This window comes from Marinobacter orientalis, assembly GCF_004792665.1.
In the GTDB taxonomy this organism is placed as follows: Bacteria; Pseudomonadota; Gammaproteobacteria; order Pseudomonadales; family Oleiphilaceae; genus Marinobacter; species Marinobacter orientalis.
The window spans coordinates 1417102-1441504 of sequence record NZ_SRZX01000001.1 but is presented as its reverse complement, the minus strand read 5'-3'; the positions used below and the strand labels follow the sequence as shown (position 1 = coordinate 1441504).

Below are 24403 nucleotides of genomic sequence, written 5' to 3'. Positions count from 1 at the left end.
GCCAAGGACTTTAGTCCGCAAATTGATCATTTGATTGATCTTGGGCAGGGATAGGGTGTTATATATAAAGACGTAGCGAGTCGCTGCCTTCGCACTGGATAACATCAACCCGGATGCGACCCCATACAACAACAAAACGGGGCTCCTGAGCATGACTATTACCTATAAACCACAGCTGCAGTATGTGGATTTTCAGGATCTTACGGAGCAGATCCGGTTTCAGAGCACGGAAGGAAAAATCTGGTTTGGCGAACAGCGCATGCTGCTGATGCAGGTCAGCGCCATGGCGGCTTTTCGTCGAGAAATGGTGAACACCATTGGTATTGAGCGTGCCAAGGGCTTTTTCTTGCGCCTGGGCTATCAGTCTGGCCTGAAAGATGCCGAACTGGCCCGAAAACTTCGCCCCCATTGCAGTGAACTGGACATTTTCCTTGCCGGCCCGCAGCTCCACTCGCTCAAGGGGATGGTCAAAGTCGTTCCCATCGAGATCGATATTGACCAGGATACCGGCGGTTTTTATGGTGAACTGGAATGGATCGATTCCTTTGAAGTCGATATCTGTCAGACGGAACTGGGGCAGATGGATGAGCCCGCATGCTGGTCCCTGTTGGGGTACGCTTGCGCCTATACCTCTTCGTTCATGGGCAGGGAAATCATCTTCCGCGAGGTCAGTTGCCGCGGCTGCGGTGATGACACGTGCATGATTGTGGGCAAACCGGCCGAGGAATGGGAAGACGCCGCCGAGTTCACCCAGTACTTCAAGGCCGATACCATAATCGAGGAGTTATATGACCTTCAAAGCGAGGTCAGTTCGTTGCGCAGCAGCCTCGAGAAACAGCAGGGCCAGTACTACGGCATCGGGCAGTCCGCGTCCTACAACAAGGTCTGCAAGATGATTGACAAGGCCGCCATGGGCAAGGTCTCGGTGCTTTTACTAGGTGAAACCGGTGTGGGCAAGGAAGTCATTGCGCGTAGCGTTCATCTCCGCAGCGATCGCGCTGAACAACCTTTCGTGGCGGTCAATTGCGCCGCCATACCGCCAGACCTCATCGAAGCCGAGCTGTTCGGTGTCGAGAAGGGAGCCTATACCGGCGCCAACCAGTCACGACCCGGTCGCTTCGAACGAGCAAACACCGGAACCATTTTTCTTGACGAGGTCGTTGAGCTGACACCGCGGGCCCAGGCCACGCTACTCCGCGTGCTGCAGGAAGGAGAACTGGAACGTGTTGGCGACAACCGCACTCGTTCTGTGGATGTCAGGGTGATTGCTGCCACCAACGAAAGCCTGGAAAAGGCAGTGGAAGAAGGCCGTTTCCGTTCCGATCTGTTTTACCGGCTCAACGTGTTTCCGGTGAAAATCCCACCGCTGCGGGAAAGGCTGGAAGACCTGCCTCTGCTGGCCGAACACTTCCTGAAAAAATTCCAGTCAGAATATAACAAACGCACCCTGGGCCTGTCCGACAAGGCCCTTGAACTCTGCCTGCACTACCACTGGCCAGGTAATATCCGGGAACTGGAGAATGTCATTGAGCGAGGGGTGATCCTGACCGATAACAACGAATCGATCAGCCGAGAATCACTTTTTGCAGGCATACCCGAGCCAGAACTGAGCCATCCTCAGGGTGTTGTCGACAGCCACGGCCAACTCGTAACAGAAAGCCTTGAATCCCTTGCAAGCGACTGGGCCAGCCAGATACTGGAGAATGGCATCGGGCTGGACGATGTTGAAGAAACATTGATGCGCCGCGCGATGGCGGAAGCTAACCAGAATGTTTCGGGGGCAGCCCGTATACTGGGACTTACCCGCCCCGCACTCGCCTACAGATTGAAAAAATCCGGAATTCTGGCGGAAAGTTAACACCCGACAAGCCAAGCACTGACAAGGATGTCTGTTCCTCCACACCTCCCGCTTCACGAAATCAGCAAGACCCTTTCCCACTTGATCATTTGATAAAAATCATTCGGCCGGATCCCCCTCAAATTCCTCTCCCTACATTTCTTTAAATCCTTTTTCATCTTTTTTTTCAATATCTTAATAAAAATATTCCGGGCATGGCATAAGCGTTGCTATCTCACCCTCAGTCGCTTTATCCACAAAAACAAAGACGGTGACATAAAATGCGAGATGCCCACCTGCGCAAATGGCGCACCGCCGGCACGGCTATATCATTATCGGGACTGTCTGCACTTCTGCTAACAGGCTGCGAGGCGCCTCTGGATATGGAGGCTGTCCGGGAACAGTCGCAACAGGCTGTCAAGCGAACAGACTTTTACCAGGCGATGGCCCGTAACGATGAGGTTATTGTCCTTTCCGGCAACAACGGCGTGGTACTGGTGAGTTCCGACAATGGCGAAACCTGGCTCCGACAGACCCCCACGTCCGAGAGCTTTCTTGCCTTGGACGTCTGCCCGGACAACAGCTTTATTGCTCTGACCTTCGACAACGAACTCTGGCACGGCGATGCCAGTGGTGAGAACTGGACCGCCCATGCGCTGCCCAGTCAGGAACAGATGATGACTGCCGCCTGCGCCCCCGATGGTAGCTGGTGGGTCGCCGGCAGCTTTACCACCATCCAGGGCAGTGCCGACCGGGGTGAGACCTGGACTGAAACCTCACTCAACGAGGACGCCATCCTCAACAATCTGCAATTCATCGATTCCGACAATGCCTTCATCACCGGTGAGTACGGCCTGGTACTCAGGACCGAAGACGGTGGCGAAAACTGGGATTATGCCGGCTATCTCCCGGATGAGTTTTATGCCCACACCAGCTATTTCCAATCGGAGGATGAGGGTTGGGTTGGCGGTCTTAACGGATTTATCTATCACACCACCGATGGTGGCGAGAGCTGGGAGAAATCCCCTACCGGAACCAAGGTCCCGATATTCGGGTTTGTGGCCGGTTCTTCCGGGCTCTATGCCCTGGCGGATAACGCCACAGTACTGGAACACAAGGATGGCTCCTGGCAGAAGATTTCCACTTCTGACCAGCCCGTGTATCTGCGCACCGGACTTCTGCTTCCCAACCACGAGCTGCTCGCTGCCGGTGGTCGTGGCCTCCTGCTGAATCCTGAAATTCCCGTGGCCGGCTCGGCCAGCACTGACTGAGGAACTCCGCCATGCCTGGTTTGCATCGATTTACCCATCTCCTGCATATGCTGGAGCTGTGGATTTTCAACAATCCGCGCAAGGTGCTGAGCGTTATTGCCATTCTCACACTGGCCTTCGCACTGCGTATTCCCGGACTGAAAATCTACACCGATTTCGCCGATCTTCTGCCCCAGCAACACCCCTACATCGAGCTGCACAACAGCATCAAGGACAGCTTCGGTGGTGCCAATGTTCTGGTGGTGGGTGTTGAGTTCGAGGAAGGAGACATCTTTACCAATGAGAACCTCGCCAAGATCGACAGGATAACCCAGGCGGTGGACAACCTGCCGGGGGTCAACCATAACCTGGTGTCCAGCGTGACCCACCGCAACTCCCGCAAGATCTGGCTTACCGAAGTCGGCAGCATCAATTCCGAGCCATTTTACGATTCCACATCCGGGGAGTACTCCGACGAAGCCTTGCAGGCCATGAAATCCGATGTGTCAGCAAACCCCAGGGTTTATGGTCCCCTGGTGTCGCCAGATATGACAATGGCACTGGTCAAGGCGCAGCTCATTGAAGGTCAGCTGGATTACGAGAAAACCTTTGCCCAGCTACAGCAACTGCGTGCCGAAGAAGAGCAGGCCGGCGTCAACATCTATGCCACTGGCCAGCCGGTACTCGTGGGCTGGGCTTACACCTACATGGAACAGATTCTCCAGATTTTCATTTTCACCGTCGTGACCATGCTGGCCCTGCTGATTTTCCACTTCCGTAAGGCCTACGGTGTTCTGATTCCCCTGGGGGGCGTGCTTATCTCCACCATCTGGGGACTTGGCATCATCAGTTTACTCGGTTACAACCTGGACCCGCTGGGGCTGGTTATCCCCTTCCTGATTGCGGCCAGGGCGATGAGCCACGGCGTGCAACTTGTTGAGCGTTACTACGCGGAAACCGTGGAGCGCGGCAGTGGGCCGGAAGCGGCCAAGGCTACGTTTGACAGCCTCTTCCGACCCGGCTCCCTCGGTGTGGTTTCCGATGCCATTGGCCTGTCACTGATTGCCATCGGCTCCATTCCACTGAATACGCATCTGGGCATCTACGCTTCGCTTTGGGCCATCACAGTGGTATTCACCGTGCTGATCGGCGTGCCACTGCTACTGTCCATTCTGCCAACACCGAAAAACCCCGAAATCCGCGAGACTTTCCTGCGCCACATTGGCAACAGCTGTTCCCGCACTGTTACCCGGCCCGGCGCCGCCAAAGTTGCCCTGAGCCTGGCAGCTCTGGCGATGATGGCAGGTCTACTGGCGTCGTCAAACGTGCAGATCGGCGACTCGGAGCCGGGGTCACCGATCTTATATCCAGACCACGACTATAACATCTCGTCCCGGGTAGTGAATGACCGCTTCCCTGGCTCCGAGGAACTCTACATTGTTGCGGAAACCGATGAGAAAGGCGGTCTGAAACGGCCCGAAGTTCTGGCAGCGCTGTCAGATCTGCAATCTCATATGCTCCAGGACCCGGAAGTGGGCGGCAGCAAGGGCTTGCCGGATCTGGTCAAACAGGTTAACCGCCTGATGCATAACAATGACCCCCGCTGGTATCAGATACCGCACGATGCCGGTTACGTTGGCGGCCTCATGTTTACCTATATGGCCTCCAGCCCAATTCCGGGAGCCCTCGACGAGTTCAACGATACAGACGATCGCATCGCCAACCTGGTGTTCTATTACAAGGATCGTCAGGGCGAAACTATCCGTCGGGCCATTTATATGGCAAAGCAATGGATCGCGGAGAATGGCGACAGCGTTGACGGTCTGACCATCCATCTGGCCGGAGGCACCCTCGGTGTAGCCGCAGCGATGAATGAATCCGCTTTTGAAACCAACGTGATTGTTCTGCCACTGGTATTCCTGCTGATTTTCATCTTCGTGATGCTCTTCTACACCTCTTGGCATGCCGGCCTGATGATGCTGCTGACCATGCTTTTTGCCACAGTGCTCACCTATGCCTACATGGGGCTGAAAGGATTGAACATTGATATCAATACGGTGCCCGTGATCGCTGTCGGGATCGGTGTGGGTATTGATTACTCCATCTACATGATGGATCGGATAAGAGAAGAGATGGCGAAATGCCAGAACCTGCGGGAAGCTGTGCGTAGGGCAATCTCCACTACCGGCATGGCTATCAGCTTCACGGCACTGACGTTGATGGCAGGCATCATCATGTGGGTCATTTTCTCTAATCTTCGTTTCCAGTCCGATGCAGCCCTGCTGCTGTGCGTGATGATCGTGATTAACGGCATGGCCGCCATGCTGCTGGTCCCTTCGTGGGTGCTGGCTTTCAAGCCCCGTTTTGTCACTGATGTCTACGCCGACGAAGACGGCATTCTCTATGCCGATCGTCCCAGACAAGAACCATCTCCATCATCTGACCCGTCGCGGGAACAGGAGGATGGGTTCGTGCCCGGAGAGCCGTATCGGGCCTGAACCCGGTACCCAACTCCAATAAACCTGTAAGAGGATCTGCCATGCAAACAACAATAAGAGGCCTGAGGTTCTGGTGCTGTACCCTTGCGGGTAGTGCTAGCCTGACGCTGTTACCAGCCATCTCTGCCGTGGCCCAAGACGATACCCGGGTAAACGGCTTCTACGAGAATGCGACCTACGGACGTGAAGGCGTAGGGCTTTCCAAGTTCCGGAACACCCTGCAAATGGAGCTTGAGAAAAAGGCCGGAAATGTCGGCATGTTCAATAATGTAAGCGTCAACGCAACGCTGCGCGGCACTTACGATGGAGTTTACGATCTCAACGAAGATGAGTACGGCCGTGACGCCGGCGGCCCGATTCTGCTTCAGGACATTGCCAGTGGCTACGTTGCCCATGGCAATGGTGTCGGCAGCCCGGCCAGTGCAATACCTCTTCCGCCGGGAAATACCTTCGGATTTGATACAACACAAAACCCGAACGAAGGAATGATCGTTCTGGGCGAACGCCTGCACGACCAGGCTAATGGTGTCGCATTCGGTGTACCTGTTCAGCCATGTGACGTCGATAGCCGGGGCTGCATCGATGATTACCTGGACAAGGACATGAATGAACTCCGGTTCCAGGAGTTCAATGATCGTGCCGATTTCATCCGCGAGCTCTATGTCGATTTCGATCTGAACTTTGACAGCGGCAACATTCTCAGTACTCGCCTGGGCAAGCAACAGGTCATCTGGGGCAGGACCGACCTGTTCCGGGTACTGGACGTTATCAACCCGGTCGATTTTTCCCGGAACAATATCTACGACGAACTGGAAGATATCCGGATTCCCATGTGGATCCTTAAAACGGACTACCGGATGGGCCCGACCAGGGTTTCTGAAGGCCTGATCTTTGATGACCTGAACTTTCAGGTCGTCTGGAACTTTGACCAGTTCCGGCCCCACGATATCGGTCAGTGTGGTCAGCCAAACGTCATTCTCGACGCGGGGTGTTTTTTCCGCGGAATGAATAACCTCTGGGAAAATGGCGGCACTGTGGCCAATTTCGCCGGTGCAACTCCGGATGGCGGCCTGGCCACTGATTTCGGACCCGGCCAGATTGGTATCCGCAAGGCTCATATGCCGGACTGGAGCCTTTCCAACACCCAGCTGGGCCTTAAGATGGAAGGGGTTTATGGCGACGTGGGCTTCTCCCTGAACGCCCTGACCTATCGCTCCCAGTTGCCATCATTGCGTGGAGGTATTCCGGCAGAAAATGCCTTTACCGGCCAGACAGACGTATGGCCAGGCCTGATTGCTTTCGATATCCACTTCCCGCGCGTCAACCTGGTGGGCGGCTCTGTGGACTACTACTCACAACCTATCGATACCGTATTCCGGGTCGAAACGGCTTATACCTCCGGCGAGGAGTTTGCCAACACTCTGCGGGAAAGGCTCTACTCGGAATCTGACGTGCTTCGGTACGTCATCGGGGCGGACAAGAATATATCTATCCCGCTCCTCAATGAAACTCAGTCCTTCCTTTTCTCCGGTCAGCTCTTTGGCCAACACATTCTTGACCACGAGCGTGAGCAGAGAACCTATGGCGAGGCCGGTATTCCGGACTGGGAGCATAACTGGACCGCTACTCTCCTGATCAAGGGTTTTTACATGAATGGCCGTCTCAGCCCGCAGATCATCACTGCCCACGACTTCCGCGCCCAGGCCACCGCCATAGCACCATCCGTAGACTGGCTGGTTAACAACAACTTCAGACTGACTCTGGGTGCCAATTTCAAGGTAGGTGATGGTGCTCGCGAATTCGATGACTGCCGCTCCTGCAATCCCTGGCATCCATTCACACAAACGCCGGGCGTTGCCGGACACCAATCGGGGGAATCTGCCGGTCTTTCCGGCTATGAGCCTCTCGGCCGGTTCCAGTCAGGACCGATCGGCATGGCCCAGAAAGAAGACGAAATCCAGCTGACCGCACGTTACAGCTTCTGATAACGAGGAAACAAAATGACTACGACAAAGACAAAATCCGTTTTACGCCTCCTGATTGCAGGCTGCATCGCCGGCCTGGTCTCTACAGCGCCGCTGGCAAACGAAGCGGTGATCACCAATTCGTTCTACCCTTACAAGACCGAAACACCCGGCTTCAAGGGCCTTGAGCCCGGCATGGTGATCAATCAAAACAACGTGGCACAGTTCAAGGAGATCATTGACCCGGCATTTTATGGCTTTATCGAGAAGGGCTGGACCAGCATTACCGTGGGCGAAACCACCACGTTCGACCTTCACCCCAACTATGTTGAGGCGACTCGGGTCGCACTTGGCGACGTGGCGCTTGGTGACCAGGTGGGTGAAATCAATGGCTGGCAGGCCGGTCGCCCATTCCCGCAAGAGCCGGACGCCAACGACCCCAGAGCGGGCGAAAAACTCGCCTGGAACTACAAGTACGGCTATAACTGGGGCGACAGCGCGGCCATCTACCCGTTTTACTGGAAATACCGGGATATGGATTCAGGCAAGGTGGAGCGGACCATCAAGTTCAACTTCCACTTCCTGAACTACAAGGGCCGGGTAATCCAGGAGCCGACACCGGAAATTACACCTAACCCGTCCGACCTGTTCCGCGCCATCTACGTTCAGGTGCTGGATCCGGCCGATGTTCGCAACACCCAGCTGTTGATACACCGCGCGGCAGACGATCTCAAGCGGGACAATTCCTGGCTGTATCTGGGCTTCCAGCGTCGTGTTCGCCGTCTGGCTACCGGACAGGTAACCGATGCTTTCCTCGGATCTGACCTGATGATTGAGGATTTCGAGGGCTACAATGGCCGCATCTCCGACATGGACTGGACCTACAAAGGGACCCGTTACATGCTGATGCCATTCTACAACCACAACGACCTGACGCTGGATTCCGAAACCCACAGTGACAGCGACGGCTACCAGGTTGTGTCATTCAGCGGCCAGGGTGGCTGCTTCCCGAACATCACATGGCAGCTGCGCAAAGTCCATGAGGTTGAGTCTGTTCCCGTTGATGAGAGTCATCCCCTGTCAAAGCGGGTTCATTTCATGGATACCCAGACATTTACGATTCCCCGCACCGTGTCATACGACCGTAAGGGCAGCCTGTGGAAGACCTTCACTATTGGCCAGGCACATCCTGACCATCACCTGCCCAAGAATGAAGGTACCGGTGTGTCTATAGACGACAGCTTCAGCATGATCGACGTGCAGGCCAGCCACTGCACCACCGGCCAGTTCAAGGGTCAGGTAGATCCTGAAATGTCACCTCCCAGCATGTTCAACGTTCAGCATCTCCGCGCAACCGGCAGCTAAGGCTGGTGCTACCCCTTGGGCCCGCATTGGCGGGCCCTTTTTTTGGGCGAAGGTTATTGCCTATTTAGCAAAGAATGACCGAAGTGACTGAGTCCAGGCGCCCCCGAACTGCAGGGGCACCGTCTGACCTTATCAGAAGTGAATAACCGACCGGATACTCTTACCCTCATGCATCAACTCAAACGCCTCGTTGATGTCTTCAAGGGGCATGTTGTGGGTAATGAACACATCCAGCGGAATATCGCCCTTCTCGGCCTTTTCCACATAACCGGGCAGTTCGGTGCGGCCCTTGACACCACCGAAGGCGGAGCCTTTCCAGACCCGGCCGGTTACCAGCTGGAACGGGCGTGTGCAGATTTCCTCGCCGGCGCCGGCCACACCGATAATGATCGACTCACCCCAGCCCTTGTGACAGCACTCCAGTGCTGAACGCATTATGTCCACGTTGCCGATACACTCAAAGGAATAGTCCACGCCGCCGTCGGTCATTTCAATGATCACTTCCTGAATCGGCTTGTCGTAATCCCTGGGATTGACCACGTCGGTGGCGCCCAGCTGTTTGGCGATGTCGAACTTGCCGGGGTTGATGTCGATAGCGATGATGCGGCTGGCCCTGGCCATGGTAGCGCCGATGATGGCTGCCAGGCCGATACCGCCAAGGCCGAAGATGGCGACGGTTGCACCCTCTTCCACTTTCGCGGTGTTGAGCACCGCGCCAATACCGGTAGTGACACCACAGCCCAGCAGGCAGACTTTCTCCAGCGGCGCTTCCCTGGGAATCTTCGCCAGGGAGACTTCCGGCAGCACGGTATACTCGGAGAAGGTGGAACAGCCCATATAGTGGTAGATGGGTTCACCCTTGTAGGAAAACCGTGAGGTACCATCCGGCATCACGCCCTTGCCCTGGGTTTCACGCACCGCACCACACAGATTGGTTTTGCCGGAGGTACAGAACTTGCACTTGCCGCATTCTGCTGTGTAGAGGGGAATAACATGGTCACCCACCTCCAGGGACGTCACACCTTCGCCGACTGCCTCTACAATACCACCGCCTTCGTGGCCCAGAATGGCCGGGAAATTACCTTCGGAATCGGCACCGGAAAGGGTGTAGGCATCGGTATGGCAGACGCCGGTGGCAACAATACGCACCAGCACCTCCCCCTTTTTTGGCGGGGCAACATCCACTTCCACAATTTCCAGCGGTTTATTGGGGGCAAACGCCACCGCGGCACGGGATTTAATCACTGGCAGACTCCTTGAACACAATTCGGAATTAAACGTCTCGGGTTTTACGGGTTTGACGTACTCTAGACGACCGGTCTATTATAGCAGCCATGACATCAAACGACACCCGCACTCATATTCTTCATACCGGTGCCGACCTGATCGGCCAGAAAGGCTTTGGTGCCACAGGCATCAACGCCGTGCTCACCACCGCCGGTGTACCCAAGGGATCGTTCTACCATTACTTTAGCAGCAAGAACGATTTCGGGCTGGCTGTTATCGACACCTTCGCACAGGAATACGACACCAGGCTGGATCAGATCCTCAACAACACCAGCCGCTCCTGTGTGGATCGCCTTCGCGATTATTTCAGCAACGGACTGGACACCATGACCAGCGGCGAATTCACCCGGGGTTGCCTGATCGGCAATCTCGGCCAGGAATTAGCCGGGCAGAACGAAATCTTCCGCAAGCGCCTGGACACGATATTTCAGGGCTGGGAAAAGCGTTTCGAACGCTGTATCGAGGAAGCGCGGCAGGCAGGGGATGTGGATGAAGCCATCAACCCTGCCGATGTGGCCAGCTTCCTGCTCTCAGGCTGGGAAGGTGCCATTCTGCGCGCCAAGGTTGTGAAGTCAACCGAGCCCATGGAGCGATTTGTGCGGGTCTTTTTCCAGCAGTGCCTTGGTATCCAATGAATTCCGGGCCCGTTTTCGACATTTTATAGTAGACTGGTCTAATTAAATCCAGTTAACCATCAGGGAGAGTAATCAATGAACAACGTTAACGATGTACTGTTTCAACCCTACGATCTCGGCTCACTGACACTGCCCAACCGCGTGCTGATGTCACCGCTGACCCGTGCCCGCGCCAGCCAGCCCGGGGACATACCCAACGACATGAACGCACGGTATTACCAGCAGCGCGCCGGCGCAGGACTGATCATCAGCGAGGCCACGCAGGTGTCGCCCCAGGGCAAGGGTTATGCGTTCACACCCGGCATCCATTCGCCGGAACAGGTCGAAGGCTGGCGCAAAGTCACCGCTGCAGTACACATGGCCGGTGGGCGGATTCATGCCCAGTTGTGGCACGTGGGCCGCATTTCCCACACCGCGTTGCAGCCAGAGGGCAAAAAGCCAGTAGCGCCCTCCGCCATCAAACCTGAAGGTGCGAAGACGTTCATCAGCGCCGATTCAGGCATGGTGGACGTACCAGAGCCGAGGGCCCTGAAAGCGGAAGAGATGACGGATATCGTTGAGCAGTTCCGTCGCGGAGCGCTCAACGCCAAAGAGGCCGGGTTTGACGGCGCTGAAGTCCACGCCGCCAACGGCTATCTGCTGGACCAGTTCCTGAAGAGCGGCAGCAACAAGCGTAACGACGAGTTTGGCGGATCCGTGGAAAACCGGATGCGCCTTCCACTAATGGTGATTGAAGCCGTGATCGATGTCTGGGGCAAGGACAGAGTCGGCGTTCGTGTCAGCCCGACGGGCAGCTTTAACGACATGTATGACGAAGATCCTGTGGAAACCTTCGGCGCATTTGCCAAACACCTCAACGATCTGGGCATTGCCTATATCGAGGTGGTTGAGGATTCTTTCCAGGGCAATCACGCCAACGGCCGCCCGGAAGAAGTGATCGATGCCATTCAGGCCGAATTCGAGGGTACCTATATCGGCAACGGCGCATACACCGCTGAAGAGGCCCGCAAGCGCATCAGTAGCGGCCGTTGCGACCTGGTCACCTTTGGCCGTCCGTTTATCGCCAACCCGGACCTGCCGGAACGCTTCCGCCAGAACGCGGAACTGAATAAATGGGATGACAGTACCTTCTACGGCGGCGATGAGCGCGGCTATACCGATTATCCGACGCTGAAAGAGCTCGAAACCAGCACCTGATTCAAAAATGAATTCAACCAGGAGTATATCCATGAGTAATACCAACGAACCGATTGACCAGAAGGTTGTGATCATCACCGGTGCCAGCAGTGGTCTCGGTGAGGCCACCGCACGCCGCCTGGCAGGCAGGGGCGCCAGACTGGTACTTGCGGCCCGCCGTGAGGATCGCCTGAAGGCCCTGACCGAGGATCTGAAAGCCGAGGGAGCCGAAGTGATATGGCAGACCACCGATGTCACTGACCGCAAACAGGTGGAAGCATTGGCCGCCCTGGCAAAAGACACCTTCGGCAGAATCGACGTGCTGATCAACAATGCCGGTCTTATGCCACTGGCACCGCTGCACGCACTGAAAGTCGATGAGTGGGAACAGATGGTGGACGTCAATATCAAAGGCGTCATGTACGGGATCGCAGCTGTACTGCCCACCATGCGTGAGCAGCACAGTGGACATGTGATCAATCTGTCATCCGTCGCTGGCCACAAAGTGTTTCCGGGCGCAGCCGTTTATTGCGCAACCAAATACGCGGTGAAAGCACTCTCGGAAGGCCTGCGCATGGAAGCCGGTGACGAAATCCGCAGTACCAACATTTCGCCTGGTGCCATCGCTACCGAACTGACAAGCACCATTACAGATCCCGACGCCAAGAAGTCGGCGGAGGAACTCTATGAGGTGGCAATCGATGCAGACGCCGTGGCCCGGGCCATTGTTTATGCTATTGAGCAGCCGGCAGACGTCGATATCAACGAAATCATCCTGCGGCCCACTGCTCAGGAGCTATAAGGGCTAGCCGGCAGTTCAGATTCACTGCTACGTCGCCCTCCAGAGGCGGCGTAGCAGTGCCATATTCCCAGACTTTTCCTCCCCTTTACCACGCATCATTGTGCCCCGAAGCCCGATACCAATTAAGTGCATTTCACAATCCAGTTTGAAAACCCCGGTAATATCGACTAACCATAAACATGTGTCTGGAATAATTGCATCGGCTGGTTTTCAGACTTCGGCACGGAATTTTCAGATCTACAACAAGGCATCGAATGCACCCATTGGAGGGAGCAGGCTCATGAGTCATAAATTTTCCCGCAGGAAGTTTCTAAGGAATTCCATACTCGGCACTGGCGCAATGACTCTTGGTTTTCCCGCGTTGAACGTTAACGCGAAAGAGCACAAGATTCGTGTTGGTGTCGTCACCTCATTGTCAGGCGCGAATCGTTTTGGTGGTAACCTGACACGCCGTGGTTACGATCTATGGGCCGAAGAAATCAACAAGCTCGGAGGCATCGAGATTGAGGGAGAACGATATCCCGTAGAAATGTTCTATGGTGATGCCCAGTCACGACCCGCTTCTGGTGCGGATGCCGCGGAGCGGCTGATCATCCAGGACGAGGTCGATGTCCTGTTTGGCCCCTATACCTCTGGCGTCACCCTCGCAGTGCAACCCATCAGTCAGAAATACCGGGTGCCGATGATTTCCGGATCCGCCGAGTCTCCGAATGTCTGGCTGGCAAAACCGGCCTTCAATTTCGGGATGATTCCGGCAGTGGATCTTACCACCGATAAATCCATGATGGTGCTGGCGGAAAATCTTGGCGACCGGGCAAAAACCGCTTCGGTTATCGGCGTTGATGAGCCCTTCTCCAAGGAAACGGCGGAAGGCTTCCGCAAAGGTGTTGAAGAGTCGGGACTGGATCTCCTGAGTTACGAGCTGTTTCCCGCCGGCTCTGATCTCTCGGCCATTGTATCCAAGCTGAAATCGGAAAACCCGGATATCGTGGCTATCGGAGGGCATGAAGATATCTTTATCAATTTTGTGAGTACGGCGAAGGCGCTGAATTACAAGCCCAAGGCCATGATCATGCACTACGGTGTAACGTCTGCAGCATTCATCAAGGAAACCGGAACCGATTCGAACGGCATTCTCGGGGTCTCCGTGTGGACAGAAGGATTACCTTACAAGGACGAACTGTTCGGAACCGCCAGTGACTATTCAGATCTGTCCTTTTCCCGATGGGGAACACGGCCGGATTACACCGAAGCGGCCTGTTCGGCCAGCGGCCTGGTACTACAGGACGCCGCGCGCCGGCTCGGTAAAGCACCGCCTTGGGATCAGGGAACCCGTGCGGAACTCGCCAAAGCCATTGAAGATACGGACATTGAAACGTTCTACGGTCCAGTGGGATTTGCCAAGGAAGGAAACCATTTCCACAACAATACCAAGCCGGTGCCGGTCGTCATTCAGATCAAGAACGGCGATGTAGTGCCCGTGGCTCCGGAAAACGCATCCAAGGGCGAGCTTGTTTACCCGATCCCCGGTACTTCGTGACACAAAACCGAATCTACCGTTGCCGACAGCTCTCCTGAGGGGAAGGCGGTCGGCAACGGTAGCAACGCGTGGACAACGCTTGGACGAGGAGTACCGATTTGGACCTTTTCCTGCAGACACTTGTAAACGGCATCCTGATCGGTGGCATCCTGATTTGCCTGACGATCGGATTCCAGCTCACGTTCGGCGTGCTCCATGTGATCGACTTTGCTGTCGGAGGCTGGACCATGCTGGGCGGCTACACCGCCTATTGGCTGGTAACCCTGGCCGGCATAGACCCCTTCATCAGTATTTTCCTGGTTTTCGCGCTTTTCCTGCTGATCGGTCGTGGGCTGGGCCCGTTGATATACCATGTCAGAACCAGTCGGTATGCGCGACCTGACCTCATGGCATTGGCCTTTACTTTCGGCATATTCCTGTTTATGCGTGGGGGCGCCCTCTGGCTCTGGTCCTACAACAGCCGCAGCGTCGAATCCGTGTTGTCAGGTCAGTTCCTGAGTCTGGGTCCGGTCACTATTCCACTGATGCGATTGTCTGCCTTTGTCATGGCGCTACTGTTCAGCCTGGGGCTGTTTATTCTGCTCTACCGGAGCCGTTTTGGTATGGCGGTAAGGGCACTGGCGCAAAACCATGACCATGCCGGATTGATGGGGGTAGACGTAAAGCGGGTTTCAGCATGGGTGTACGGTATATATACCGCTTTGACCGCATCCGCCGGGGTATTGATTGCAACCGTCTATTCCGTGAACCCCAGCGTCGGTATTCGCTACACACTCTTTGCATTCTTTGTCGCGGTACTTGCCGGGCTGGGATCGGTTGGTGGCGTTCTGGTCGCCGGCCTCGCTCTCGGCCTGCTTGAAGCCTATGTCGCCACCTATATTGGGGCCCGATATTCGTTACTGATTGTTTTCGGAACCCTGTATCTTACTCTTCTGGTTGCACCGAAAGGAGTTCTGGGACGTGGCATCTAAACCTGATCTGACCCCGAAACTCATCGTCCGGTCCCTCCTGATCGGCGCTATGGTGATCGCCCTTGTGGCATTGCCCGCCGCTATTGACCCTTACACTCTGAGAATTGCCACCGGCGCACTGATGTGGGCGGGGCTGGCCTGTGCCTGGAACATCGTGGGCGGTTACGCTGGGTATATCAGCTTCGGGCACTCGGCATTCTTCGGAATCGGTGCCTACACCACGGCAATCCTGATGCAGTCCGATGTTGGCGCCTCGTTCTTCGTCACCCTGCTGCCGGCGATCATTCTGTCAATGGCTGTCGCCGTGGCCATTGGCGGGCCGACCATGCGGCTCAGGGGCGCCTATTTTGCCATCGCAACCTGGGCCTTCGCCGAAATGCTGCTACAGCTGGTCACAGTGCTGGACTTTACCGGTGGCACATCCGGGCTCTCCCTGCCAGCTTACCTCAATGAGTTTTTCTTCTACTACACCATGCTGATCGCATCAGCGGCCAGCTTCATCGGAGTCTGGGTGTTAATCGAACGCTCGCGCTTCGGATTCAGAATCAAGGCACTACGGGACGACGAGCCGGCTGCCGAGTCGCTGGGCATCAGGACAAACCTGGTAAAAGTGCAGTCTTTTGCGCTCTCAGCAGCCATCACCGCGCTTTTCGGCAGCATCTACGCCTACTGGACAACCTATATCGATCCGTACTCCGTCATGGGGCCCGAGATTACCGACCAGATGGTTGTCATGGTTCTTCTCGGCGGGCTTGGAACCGTTTGGGGCCCGGCCCTGGGCGGGGTTTTGCTCTGGATCACAAATCGTTACATCTGGTCGACGTTCGGGGACACCGTCATATATCTCCCCATCCTCGGCGTTATTATCGCGCTGGTGGTTCTGTTCCTTCCCAACGGGTTGATCAGTCTTATCATGGGACGCCAGCGCGGCAAGGAACTGATTTCCAGAATTCTCGGCAAACTCTAGGAGAAGGCCTCTGATGTCATCTGCGTACCATAAAGCCGAGTCCTCGGAGTACCCGCCGCTGGCCATTGAGTCGGTTAGCAAACACTTTGGTGGAATTACCGCGGTCGACGACGTTTCACTCTCCGCCGATGTTAGTGAAGTAGTCGGGGTTATTGGCCCCAATGGTAGCGGTAAGTCGACGTTGTTCAGTCTTGCAGCAGGCGGACAGAAGCCTGACGCCGGGAAGATACGTTTGCAGGGAATCGACGTTACTGGCTGGCCCACCTGGAAAATCGCCCGTACAGGCATAAGCAGAACCTTTCAGATTCCTTCCCTGTTTCTCAACATGTCTGTCAGGGACAACCTGTTGGCGGCTGCCGTCGAAGGAGACTGGAAACGTGCCCGCGAGAGGATGGAAAGCACTCTGGAAATGCTGGAGATCAGCCACGTGATCGACAACCTGACCTCTGAGCTTTCCGGCGGTCAACAGAAACTGGTGGAATTCGGGCGAGTCTGCGTGCGCGACCCGAAAGTAATTCTGCTCGATGAAGTCACTGCGGGCGTGCATCCCAACATTCGCCAGATAATTCTGGACGCCATACAGCAATTACGAAAAACCGGCATCACTTTTCTGGTCATTGAACATGACATGGAAATGGTTAAGGAAATCTGCGACCGGCTTGTGGTTATGGATCAGGGCAAAGTGGTGGCGGAAGGCGACTTTGAAACCATTGCCAGCGACAGCAATGTCCAACAAGCCTATCTGGGGCGCACATGAGCAACGAACTGAGAGTCGACAATCTGGTCACCGGTTACGGCAAACAGGAGATAGTGCATGATATAACCGCCTCTGCACTTCCAGGGCATATAACCTGTATTTTCGGACCCAATGGCAGCGGAAAGTCCACTGTCATAAAGGCTATTGCCGGTCTCCTGCCAGCATGGTCCGGACGGATAACACTTGGCGATACCGAACTCACAGGATTACCGGTACACAACATGGTGCGCAAAGGCATTGTAATGATGCCTCAGGGAGGGGGGGTATTCCCGCGATTTACCGTCATGGAAAACCTCAGAATGGGAGGATACGCACTAAACAACAGGGATATCACTGAAGACCGAATTGAATCTCTGATTGCCGATTACCCGAATTTGCAGCGTCGCAGAAATACCCCGGCGGGCTCACTGTCGGGGGGCGAACAGATGATGGTGGCCATCGCCCGGGCCCTGGTAACAGATCCTGCGTTTGTGATGCTGGACGAACCGTCGGCCGGACTCTCGCCCGCACTAGTCCACGAAACCATGCAAAGAGTTGTCAGCCTGAAAGAGCGAGGGGTCGGCGTCATCATGGTGGAGCAGAATATTCGTGAAGCCTTGCCTGTCGCCGACAGTGTTTATATCTTTGCGGGTGGGAAGCGCAAATTTGCAGGCACACAAGACGATATCAGGGATGACAATCATTTGATGTCGATCTACATGGGCGGCACCTGACGCAAACCACTGCAATCGCGCCGAGACGATCTATCCCCACCGGCACAACGTATAGTTCCCGTCCATGTCATTCAACGAGGTTCTCTGATTTTGGCGACCCTATACTGGTTCACAAGGGACGTGCGACTACACGACAATCCAGCCCTGCTGGCCGCTTCAAAGTCGGACATGCTGCTTTGTGTGTATGTGGTAGACCCGCGCTGGTTTGCGCCAGGCCCCTTCCAGTGCAAAACCATGGGGGATCATCGCTGGCGCTTTCTCTGGCAAAGCCTGATGACACTGGAACGCAGCCTGAGGCCACTGGGCCAGCGGCTGCATATTGCCTTTGGCCATCCCGAAACGGTCATTCCGGAACTGGTGCATAACCACGGAATCGGGCGTGTCATACGATCGCGCCAGCCCGGCACACGGGAAGCAGACCAGTGGAGCGCCATAAAAGACAGGTTGCCGAAAACGGTTTTCCAGCAATTCGAGACTCTGAGCCTGTTTACTGAAGGCTCACTACCAATGGAGCTGGAGAACCTGCCGGATACCTTCTCCGGTTTCCGTAAACTGGTTGAGACGGACGCTGACTATAACTCCGGACGCTTGCGCATTCGCACGCTCACGGCACTTCCGCCGGCACCCGGCTACCCGGAAGACAATCGTGGCGAATGTCCGGCCATTCCCGAATCGCGGCACCCTGCCCTGTTCCAGGGCGGCGAGTCCGCGGGGCTGGAGCGCTTGAACGACTACCTGTTCGTAAACCACCACATCGATTCCTACAAGGAAACCCGCAACGCCCTGGATGACCCTGAAGCGTCTTCCCGGCTATCCCCGTGGCTGGCCAATGGCTCACTGTCTGCCCGCGAAGTGGCCGAGACCATCGCCGAGTACGAAGAGAGCCACGTTAAAAATGAATCCACCTACTGGCTGTGGTTCGAGCTGCTATGGCGGGAGTATTTCTACTGGTATACCCTGAAGCATGGTTCTGACCTGTTTCGCCGTGACGGGGTGCAGCAGAAAAAGCGCCCTGCTTCCTTCTACCCTCACCGCTTCAAGGCCTGGTGCGCGGGCAGTACGGAATACCCGCTGGTCAACGCCGCCATGAACCAGTTGCGGGAAACCGGCTACATCAGCAACCGCAGCCGGCAGATTGTCGCCAGCTGCCTGGTCAACGAACTGGAACTGGACTGGCGTTACGGCGCTGCCTGGTTCGAAGAGCAACTGGTGGATTACGATGTCGCAAGCAATTATGGTAACTGGCAGTACCTGGCCGGTGCCGGTGCCAATTCCAGGGGCTCTCGGCATTTCAACCTGGAAAAGCAGTCTCAGCAATTCGACCCGGACGGCGAATTCGTAAAGCGCTGGCGTGGTAACGCAGCCCAGCCGGTTGGCCTGCACCTGGTTGATGCCGCCGACTGGCCAGTGTGATACTGGCTATACAATCCCCGGAGAATAGCCTTGACCATGCCCACAACCCGACAAGCTCTTGCCCGCATTATTGATACCTGCCAGCCCGGCACTCTGGTGGTCTGCGGCAGGGTGGCCGGGGAAGTGGGCAATCACTGGTGCCAGCACCATGGCGATTCTGCCATGACCAGGCTGGACTCCGGTTCCCCTAACGATGCTTTCCCCCTCCCTCAGACCCAGGACCTGGCGCTGATCACCGATACCCTGGAACACCTGCGCCACGAACAGGGAGAAGTCCTGCTGGGCCAGCTCCGCAACTACGGCACCCACCAGATTGCGGTGGTGGTGGAGGCAAACAGTCCCGAGTGGACATTTACCGATTTCATCGGGCTGGGTTTCCGTCGTCAGGCGGAGCTGGAGGACGAAACCAACCCGTCAATCCTTTACACCTACAACATCGACAGCTACAACCACAAACGCGCCTGGAACAACCCCGACAACTGGGCCAACCCGGAAATGTGGGGCAAGGCATGGTGGTAGCCGCCACCATCACATCGTTTCGATCACCCTGAGATTGCGTCGACAGGCATCGAGGTAAGAGGTTCCGAACAGGTTGTAGTGGTTGAGAGTGTGATAGAGGTTATAGACAGCCCGCTTGGTGTCATAGACCGCCGTCCTCGGATAAACCCGATCGTAGGCGGCGTAAAATGCCGTTGAAAAGCCGCCGAAAAGCTCGGTCATGGCGATATCTGCTTCCCGGTCACCATAGTAGACCGCAGGGTCAATGAGCCAGGGACCGTCGCTGTCGAACAGCACATTGCCGGACCAGAGATCACCGTGAAGGAGACTGGGGTGATCGCAGTGCTCATTGAGGAATTGCGAGAGCGCTGAACCGCTGTTTTTCAGCACGCCCTCGAATTGCTTCCGTACCTGCCGGTTGCCGATCATTCCAACCTGCACACCCAGCCGGTCATTCAGGAAAAAGTCGCCCCAATCGTCCGTCAGGCGATTTTTTTGCGGTGACAATCCGATCATGTTGTCACTATCAAACCCGTAGTGAGCCTGACGAACCCCATGCATCCGGGCCAGCCCCTCGCCCAGCATTGTCATGGCAGCATCGCTTGCGGGGCCGGGGTTGATCCTTGGGATAACCAGCTCCCGCTCTGAAACGGACTTCACCTCCGGAACACGCAATTCGCTGACACCAGCGGCCTCAAGGGCCTCTGACAGTGCTTCAAGACCCTTTGCCTCGCAGAAAAGGGCAGTGGGAAAGGACGTGGGATTGTGTTTGATGAAATCGGCCATATTCTTAGTATAACCACGATAAGGAAACACCGCGCAAACCCCTTGGTTTTGGCGGGCGCTTGATGGATGATGGATCTGGCAAGGTAATTCACGACAGGTAACAGCCAATGGCAACTTTTAGCAATCGCAAGGCAAACGAACAGTTGAATACCGAGGCCGGCAAGGTCCAGCGGGACGATGTAGCCGACCTGCTCGACCGTCAGCGAGCTATCGAGGACAAGGTCAGGAAAAGTGGCAAACTGAGCCGTTTCAGCACCGACATCCGCCTGATGTTTACCATGCTGCGGGACTATTGGCAGGGCAACTACCGCGATGTGCCATGGAAGAGTATTGCCGCCATTGCCGGTGCTCTCATTTATGTACTCAACCCCCTGGATCTGATTCCGGACGTGTTGTTCGGGATAGGTTTTCTGGATGACTTTGGTGTGGTGGCGGCATGCCTGGCCCTGGTGGAATCCGACCTTCTGCGCTTCGCCGCGTGGAAAGACCATCAAACAGAGACGCAATCGCTTGCGGATACTGACTGACCCCCTGATGAGCAACCGTTAACTTCTGTGCGCCTCAAGGGTAGTCGGGACAGCTCAGGCCTCAATCGCTGTAGCCGGTCAGCTCCATATAACCCACGCCGTCGTGGGAGCCGGTAATGGATACCGGGCTTTCCCAATACCGATAGAGCCCGCTGTTCCAGTAGTTGCCCGCCGGCGCTGAGATGGTCAGGTCCACTTCCTGTGCCGGAACCCTCAGTCGCCAGGCCACGGGTATGCGACCCTGCGGCGTTTCGCGCCAGTTGATCGCAGCCAGTGTCAGGTCTTCATTACCCAGCACCTCCACGTCACCGTTGGCGTTTATCCAGCTGCCGGACAGATAGGTGTCATCCTTTTCCCACAGACGAAACGCCATCAGCTTTTCGCCACCGGCCAGGTGCAGGGCAAACCAGTCCCAGCCCTGCTGTCCCGCCTTCAGAAACTGGCTGCTCCACTCACGGTCAAACCAGCCTTTACCGGATACCTCCAGGGTTTCATCTGCGAGCGTTACGGTGCCCTCAATCTGCAAATCCACCACACTGAAATACATGGTCCCCTCACCGCTGGCAGACTTGGCACTGAAGCCTTCATTGCCGTGCATGACCACATCGCTGGTATTCCTGAGCCGCAGGTCGTAGCTCCAGTCATTGCCACTCGCCTGCAGGCGCCAATCAGCGGAGCCCGGCACCGATTCCAGCCGCCAGTCATCCAGCCACACCTGAAAGGGTTCTGCCGTGGCGCCCGCATGGCCCACATCGCCTCTGGCAAGTTTCTCCGTGAACCAATGCCCGCCCTCGAACGAGACCGCGCCATGGGCCATCCAGGCTGCTTCCAGGGGCCAGGCCCCGGGATCGGGCGGAGCGGTTTCGGCCGCTCGGGGTTGCAGGGCCTGGCGGAACTGGGTCCATTGCACGCCAACGGGTTTGCCTTCCGGGGTTTCCAGGTTGGCAGTGAGATACCACCACTCAATACGGTGTTGCGGATGAGACCCCCAGTCTTCGGGAAAGGTCAGGGTATTGCCGGGCCGTGGTTGCAGAAATCCGGATTCCTCCGAGTCTCCCATCTGTTTGGCGAGGCCGGCAAAGCCGTCATCGCCCGGGGAATCCGAGCAGCCTGCTGCAACAGCAGCGAACAGCATTACAATAACGCCGGAAAGCACTCTCATGATTTCACCTGTTTTCCATTTTCCCGCTGAACCAGTTGCCAGCGCATCAGATAGGCAACCACCAGGCCTGTTACCACGGCTATCAGGCCCAATTCCAGCCAGAACAGGGGATACAGGTCCATCGGCAGTGACCAGCCAAACGCCAGCGGATTGATTCGGCTGACCAGCACCCAGGTCAGCCAGATACCCAGCGGTATAGCGGTTATGGTAACGGCCAGGGTCAGAGTGACCGACAGGCGCCGGAGCTGGTGGTGAATGGCTCCGGCCGGCAGCCCCCAGATGCCAAGCAAGCGGAAGTACCAGGCCCGGGTAGAGAAAAACACCCAGCTCATGATCAGCAAAGCGACCGCGGCGAGCACCAGCGTCAGCAGGCTGATGGCGCGGGTGAGCAGGAAAGTCTGGCCGAACACCTGCGATGCCAGAGCGTGGATGCTGGCATTATCCCTGACGGTGACGTCGGATACGTTCCAGACGTCCGCCAGCTGTTCACTGATCTCTGCCATGGCCCACTCGCCGGGATTCACCGAGAAACTCTCGAAACGGGCGCTGAAATCCTCCGGCAGTGCTGACCCCGACACCAATATTTCTCCCGCGGGGCGGCCGTAATCGGCATAGACCGCCACTATATTCGCACCCATCTCGGTATCCGCCACCCGAAACTCCAGGGTATCACCCAGCTCAAGCTGATGACGTCGGGCCAACTGCTCATTAACCATCACTGCGCCCTGCGCAAGCCGCTGCCAGGGCCGCTCCATGCTTGCCAGCAGGGTCCAGTCCACGACCAGCTCGCTGACCGGTGTCAGTGCAAAAAGATCAACGACAGCAGTTTTATCTTCACCGGCAGCGCCTTCGTCACTGATGACCGCCTCGCCACGGGTCACCCGATGCCAGGGCCCAATGCCTTCCAGGTTCTGCAAGCGTTCCGCCGCCAGACCGGCATCCGCCCCGGCCGGCACCTCCACATAGAACTCCGCCTCCAGACGTTGGGCGAGCCAGTCGTCGAAGGTACTTTCAAAAGTTGTCACCAGCGCCTGCACTGCCAACACCGTTGCCATGGCGAACTGCAGTGCCACCACCGGTAGCGCCAGATGGCCGAACATTACCGCCAGTTCCCGGCGCCGCCAGCGTGTGAGCGGACCGCTTCCGTCCAGATCGGTACCGTCGGACAGCTTTTGCGCCGATAAAGCCAGCAGCCCCGGCGTAAGCCAGCCAGCGGCAACAAACACCACTGCCGTGCCTGCAAAAACCCCGGCCAGGTCCGGGGCCAGAGCAACACCTGCCAACCCCGCAAACAGAACCAGCACCGCAAGCAGGCGTCCACGGGCGGAACTGACGGCGCGCTGCCACCGCCGCGGCACCAGCCAGTCCACCAGGCAAACCGCCAGCACCAGCAAGACCATGACTGCGGCGGCCTGCCACGGCAGAGATTCTGCAGCTCCGGCATAGAGATTCACATCAAACAGGCTGTTCAGGGCCTGCCCGAAACCGCCACCCAGTATTGCCGCCAGTTGCGTTCCCAGCCAGAGGCCCGGCAGCACACAGACACCGGTCAGCACCACCAGCTCCAGGGCCAGCAGCTGCCGTACTCGCCGGCCCGGCACCCCGAACCGGAACAGCAGGTCAAAGCTGTCCTGCCGCTGGGCAATGCCCAGACGATGTACACTGCGCACCAGCAGGCCGGTAATCAGCAGCACCAGCAGGCTGAGGGCATCCAGATTGAGCAGGAAGCTGTCCGCCAGCTCACCCGTGGACGGGCCCAGCGAAAATTCGCGCAGGGCGTAGCCCTGGGGCAGGGTCTCGTTTTCAGTGCTGGCAAGCAGATACAGCCGGCTGTCGTACCCTTCGCGGGCAAGCCTCACGGCTGCGCTGATATCGAGAAATGGCGCGCCGTCGAGTTCGCCCCGATTGCCGCCGGGAGCGGCCTTGCCGAAGCAGCCCATCGCCAGGGGATCAATACCGATAACCCGCCCCGCGGGAGGCGGGCGTCTTACTTCCAGCCAGGGCGCGACACACAGGCCGGCCATTCGCAGCTCGGCAAAGTCTTCCACCCTGACAGGCCGACCATCGGTGCGCACCACATGGACACCGGCGGCCACAGCTTCTTCACTCTGGAACAGGCTGTTACGGGCCTGGTCCGTCAGCACGGTGACACCTGTCCACAGCATGGTAGCCAGCACAATCATCAACGCCAGCGCCGCCAGCTGGAACGGATGGCGGCGATAATGGCTGACGAAAGCGCGGACCAGCATCATGGT

Annotated in this window: 20 protein-coding genes; 16 read left to right on the top strand and 4 right to left on the bottom strand. The window is 56.7% G+C overall.

The features are described from left to right. Window positions 1–151: 151 nt before the first annotated feature. The 5 genes from DIT72_RS06645 (at window position 152) to DIT72_RS06625 (ending at window position 8914) form a co-directional block, all read left to right on the top strand. On the top strand, window positions 152–1858 hold the full coding sequence (locus DIT72_RS06645) for a sigma-54-dependent Fis family transcriptional regulator (protein ID WP_135954371.1): 1707 nt from the start codon (window positions 152–154) through the stop codon (window positions 1856–1858). A gap of 260 nt (window positions 1859–2118) precedes the next feature. Then, entirely contained in the window at window positions 2119–3108 is a 990-nt protein-coding gene (locus DIT72_RS06640) for a sialidase family protein (RefSeq protein WP_135954370.1), read from the top strand. An 11-nt stretch (window positions 3109–3119) separates the two neighbouring features. Continuing rightward, window positions 3120–5585 (top strand): efflux RND transporter permease subunit, encoded by a 2466-nt coding sequence (locus DIT72_RS06635; RefSeq protein WP_135954369.1) that lies wholly within the window; start codon window positions 3120–3122, stop codon window positions 5583–5585. A 41-nt stretch (window positions 5586–5626) separates the two neighbouring features. Then, window positions 5627–7570 carry a DUF1302 domain-containing protein gene (locus DIT72_RS06630; protein ID WP_135954368.1) on the top strand — a complete coding sequence of 648 codons (1944 nt, stop codon included), beginning with the start codon at window positions 5627–5629 and terminating at the stop codon, window positions 7568–7570. A 15-nt stretch (window positions 7571–7585) separates the two neighbouring features. After that, entirely contained in the window at window positions 7586–8914 is a 1329-nt protein-coding gene (locus DIT72_RS06625) for a DUF1329 domain-containing protein (RefSeq protein WP_168355026.1), read from the top strand. A 132-nt stretch (window positions 8915–9046) separates the two neighbouring features. On the opposite strand, the gene DIT72_RS06620 is transcribed toward DIT72_RS06625, so the two are convergent. Beyond that, a complete protein-coding gene (locus tag DIT72_RS06620; RefSeq protein WP_135954367.1) occupies window positions 9047–10159 on the bottom strand; it encodes an S-(hydroxymethyl)glutathione dehydrogenase/class III alcohol dehydrogenase in 1113 nt (370 codons plus the stop codon). An 89-nt stretch (window positions 10160–10248) separates the two neighbouring features. Between DIT72_RS06620 and DIT72_RS06615 the strand changes: the two genes are divergently transcribed. The 10 genes from DIT72_RS06615 to DIT72_RS06570 all read left to right on the top strand — a co-directional run bounded on the left by DIT72_RS06615 (window position 10249) and on the right by DIT72_RS06570 (window position 19694). After that, window positions 10249–10836, top strand: coding sequence for a TetR/AcrR family transcriptional regulator (locus tag DIT72_RS06615; RefSeq protein ID WP_135954366.1), 588 nt, complete (start codon window positions 10249–10251; stop codon window positions 10834–10836). A gap of 75 nt (window positions 10837–10911) precedes the next feature. Further along, a complete protein-coding gene (locus tag DIT72_RS06610; RefSeq protein ID WP_135954365.1) occupies window positions 10912–12033 on the top strand; it encodes an alkene reductase in 1122 nt (373 codons plus the stop codon). Window positions 12034–12064: 31 nt separating this feature from the next. Beyond that, window positions 12065–12814, top strand: a complete 750-nt coding sequence (locus tag DIT72_RS06605; RefSeq protein WP_135954364.1) for an SDR family oxidoreductase — start codon at window positions 12065–12067, stop codon at window positions 12812–12814. Window positions 12815–13094: 280 nt separating this feature from the next. Continuing rightward, window positions 13095–14354, top strand: coding sequence for an amino acid ABC transporter substrate-binding protein (locus tag DIT72_RS06600; RefSeq protein WP_135954363.1), 1260 nt, complete (start codon window positions 13095–13097; stop codon window positions 14352–14354). 98 nt (window positions 14355–14452) lie between these two features. Further along, entirely contained in the window at window positions 14453–15325 is an 873-nt protein-coding gene (locus tag DIT72_RS06595) for a branched-chain amino acid ABC transporter permease (protein WP_135954362.1), read from the top strand. After that, window positions 15315–16292 carry a branched-chain amino acid ABC transporter permease gene (locus DIT72_RS06590; RefSeq protein ID WP_228260743.1) on the top strand — a complete coding sequence of 326 codons (978 nt, stop codon included), beginning with the start codon at window positions 15315–15317 and terminating at the stop codon, window positions 16290–16292. The genes DIT72_RS06595 and DIT72_RS06590 overlap by 11 nt, the downstream gene beginning before the upstream one ends. A gap of 13 nt (window positions 16293–16305) precedes the next feature. Next, window positions 16306–17049, top strand: a complete 744-nt coding sequence (locus DIT72_RS06585) for an ABC transporter ATP-binding protein (RefSeq protein WP_135954361.1) — start codon at window positions 16306–16308, stop codon at window positions 17047–17049. Further along, complete coding sequence (locus tag DIT72_RS06580) at window positions 17046–17762, top strand: ABC transporter ATP-binding protein (protein WP_135954360.1); 717 nt, start codon at window positions 17046–17048, stop codon at window positions 17760–17762. Before DIT72_RS06585 ends, DIT72_RS06580 begins: the two co-directional genes overlap by 4 nt. 90 nt (window positions 17763–17852) lie before the next feature. Further along, complete coding sequence (locus tag DIT72_RS06575; RefSeq protein WP_135954359.1) at window positions 17853–19175, top strand: DASH family cryptochrome; 1323 nt, start codon at window positions 17853–17855, stop codon at window positions 19173–19175. Window positions 19176–19211: 36 nt separating this feature from the next. Next, window positions 19212–19694: a DUF6231 family protein gene (locus DIT72_RS06570; protein WP_135954358.1), complete on the top strand. Its 483-nt coding sequence runs from the start codon at window positions 19212–19214 to the stop codon at window positions 19692–19694. A 9-nt stretch (window positions 19695–19703) separates the two neighbouring features. Here DIT72_RS06570 and DIT72_RS06565 read toward each other — a convergent pair whose 3' ends face one another. After that, complete coding sequence (locus tag DIT72_RS06565) at window positions 19704–20459, bottom strand: fructosamine kinase family protein (RefSeq protein WP_135954357.1); 756 nt, start codon at window positions 20457–20459, stop codon at window positions 19704–19706. Between the two features lie 107 nt (window positions 20460–20566). On the opposite strand from DIT72_RS06565, the gene DIT72_RS06560 reads away from it, so the two are divergent. Then, on the top strand, window positions 20567–20986 hold the full coding sequence (locus DIT72_RS06560) for a YkvA family protein (protein WP_135954356.1): 420 nt from the start codon (window positions 20567–20569) through the stop codon (window positions 20984–20986). A 61-nt stretch (window positions 20987–21047) separates the two neighbouring features. On the opposite strand, the gene DIT72_RS06555 is transcribed toward DIT72_RS06560, so the two are convergent. Together DIT72_RS06555 and DIT72_RS06550 are read right to left on the bottom strand one after the other, a co-directional pair. Further along, a complete protein-coding gene (locus DIT72_RS06555; RefSeq protein ID WP_135954355.1) occupies window positions 21048–22148 on the bottom strand; it encodes a lipocalin-like domain-containing protein in 1101 nt (366 codons plus the stop codon). Next, window positions 22145–24400, bottom strand: coding sequence for an ABC transporter permease (locus tag DIT72_RS06550; RefSeq protein WP_323053135.1), 2256 nt, complete (start codon window positions 24398–24400; stop codon window positions 22145–22147). The genes DIT72_RS06555 and DIT72_RS06550 overlap by 4 nt, the downstream gene beginning before the upstream one ends. Window positions 24401–24403: the final 3 nt, after the last annotated feature.

Bases quoted from the DNA above. Each gene is read 5' to 3' on its own strand.
- DIT72_RS06570 (WP_135954358.1), top strand. From the start codon at position 19,212: ATGCCCACAACCCGACAAGCTCTTGCCCGCATTATTGATACCTGCCAG.
- DIT72_RS06640 (WP_135954370.1), top strand. From the start codon at position 2,119: ATGCGAGATGCCCACCTGCGCAAATGGCGCACCGCCGGCACGGCTATA.
- DIT72_RS06580 (WP_135954360.1), top strand. From the start codon at position 17,046: ATGAGCAACGAACTGAGAGTCGACAATCTGGTCACCGGTTACGGCAAA.
- DIT72_RS06565 (WP_135954357.1), bottom strand. From the start codon at position 20,459: ATGGCCGATTTCATCAAACACAATCCCACGTCCTTTCCCACTGCCCTT.
- DIT72_RS06645 (WP_135954371.1), top strand. From the start codon at position 152: ATGACTATTACCTATAAACCACAGCTGCAGTATGTGGATTTTCAGGAT.
- DIT72_RS06560 (WP_135954356.1), top strand. From the start codon at position 20,567: ATGGCAACTTTTAGCAATCGCAAGGCAAACGAACAGTTGAATACCGAG.
- DIT72_RS06615 (WP_135954366.1), top strand. From the start codon at position 10,249: ATGACATCAAACGACACCCGCACTCATATTCTTCATACCGGTGCCGAC.
- DIT72_RS06610 (WP_135954365.1), top strand. From the start codon at position 10,912: ATGAACAACGTTAACGATGTACTGTTTCAACCCTACGATCTCGGCTCA.
- DIT72_RS06550 (WP_323053135.1), bottom strand. From the start codon at position 24,400: ATGATGCTGGTCCGCGCTTTCGTCAGCCATTATCGCCGCCATCCGTTC.
- DIT72_RS06585 (WP_135954361.1), top strand. From the start codon at position 16,306: ATGTCATCTGCGTACCATAAAGCCGAGTCCTCGGAGTACCCGCCGCTG.
- DIT72_RS06555 (WP_135954355.1), bottom strand. From the start codon at position 22,148: ATGAGAGTGCTTTCCGGCGTTATTGTAATGCTGTTCGCTGCTGTTGCA.
- DIT72_RS06600 (WP_135954363.1), top strand. From the start codon at position 13,095: ATGAGTCATAAATTTTCCCGCAGGAAGTTTCTAAGGAATTCCATACTC.
- DIT72_RS06635 (WP_135954369.1), top strand. From the start codon at position 3,120: ATGCCTGGTTTGCATCGATTTACCCATCTCCTGCATATGCTGGAGCTG.
- DIT72_RS06605 (WP_135954364.1), top strand. From the start codon at position 12,065: ATGAGTAATACCAACGAACCGATTGACCAGAAGGTTGTGATCATCACC.
- DIT72_RS06630 (WP_135954368.1), top strand. From the start codon at position 5,627: ATGCAAACAACAATAAGAGGCCTGAGGTTCTGGTGCTGTACCCTTGCG.
- DIT72_RS06625 (WP_168355026.1), top strand. From the start codon at position 7,586: ATGACTACGACAAAGACAAAATCCGTTTTACGCCTCCTGATTGCAGGC.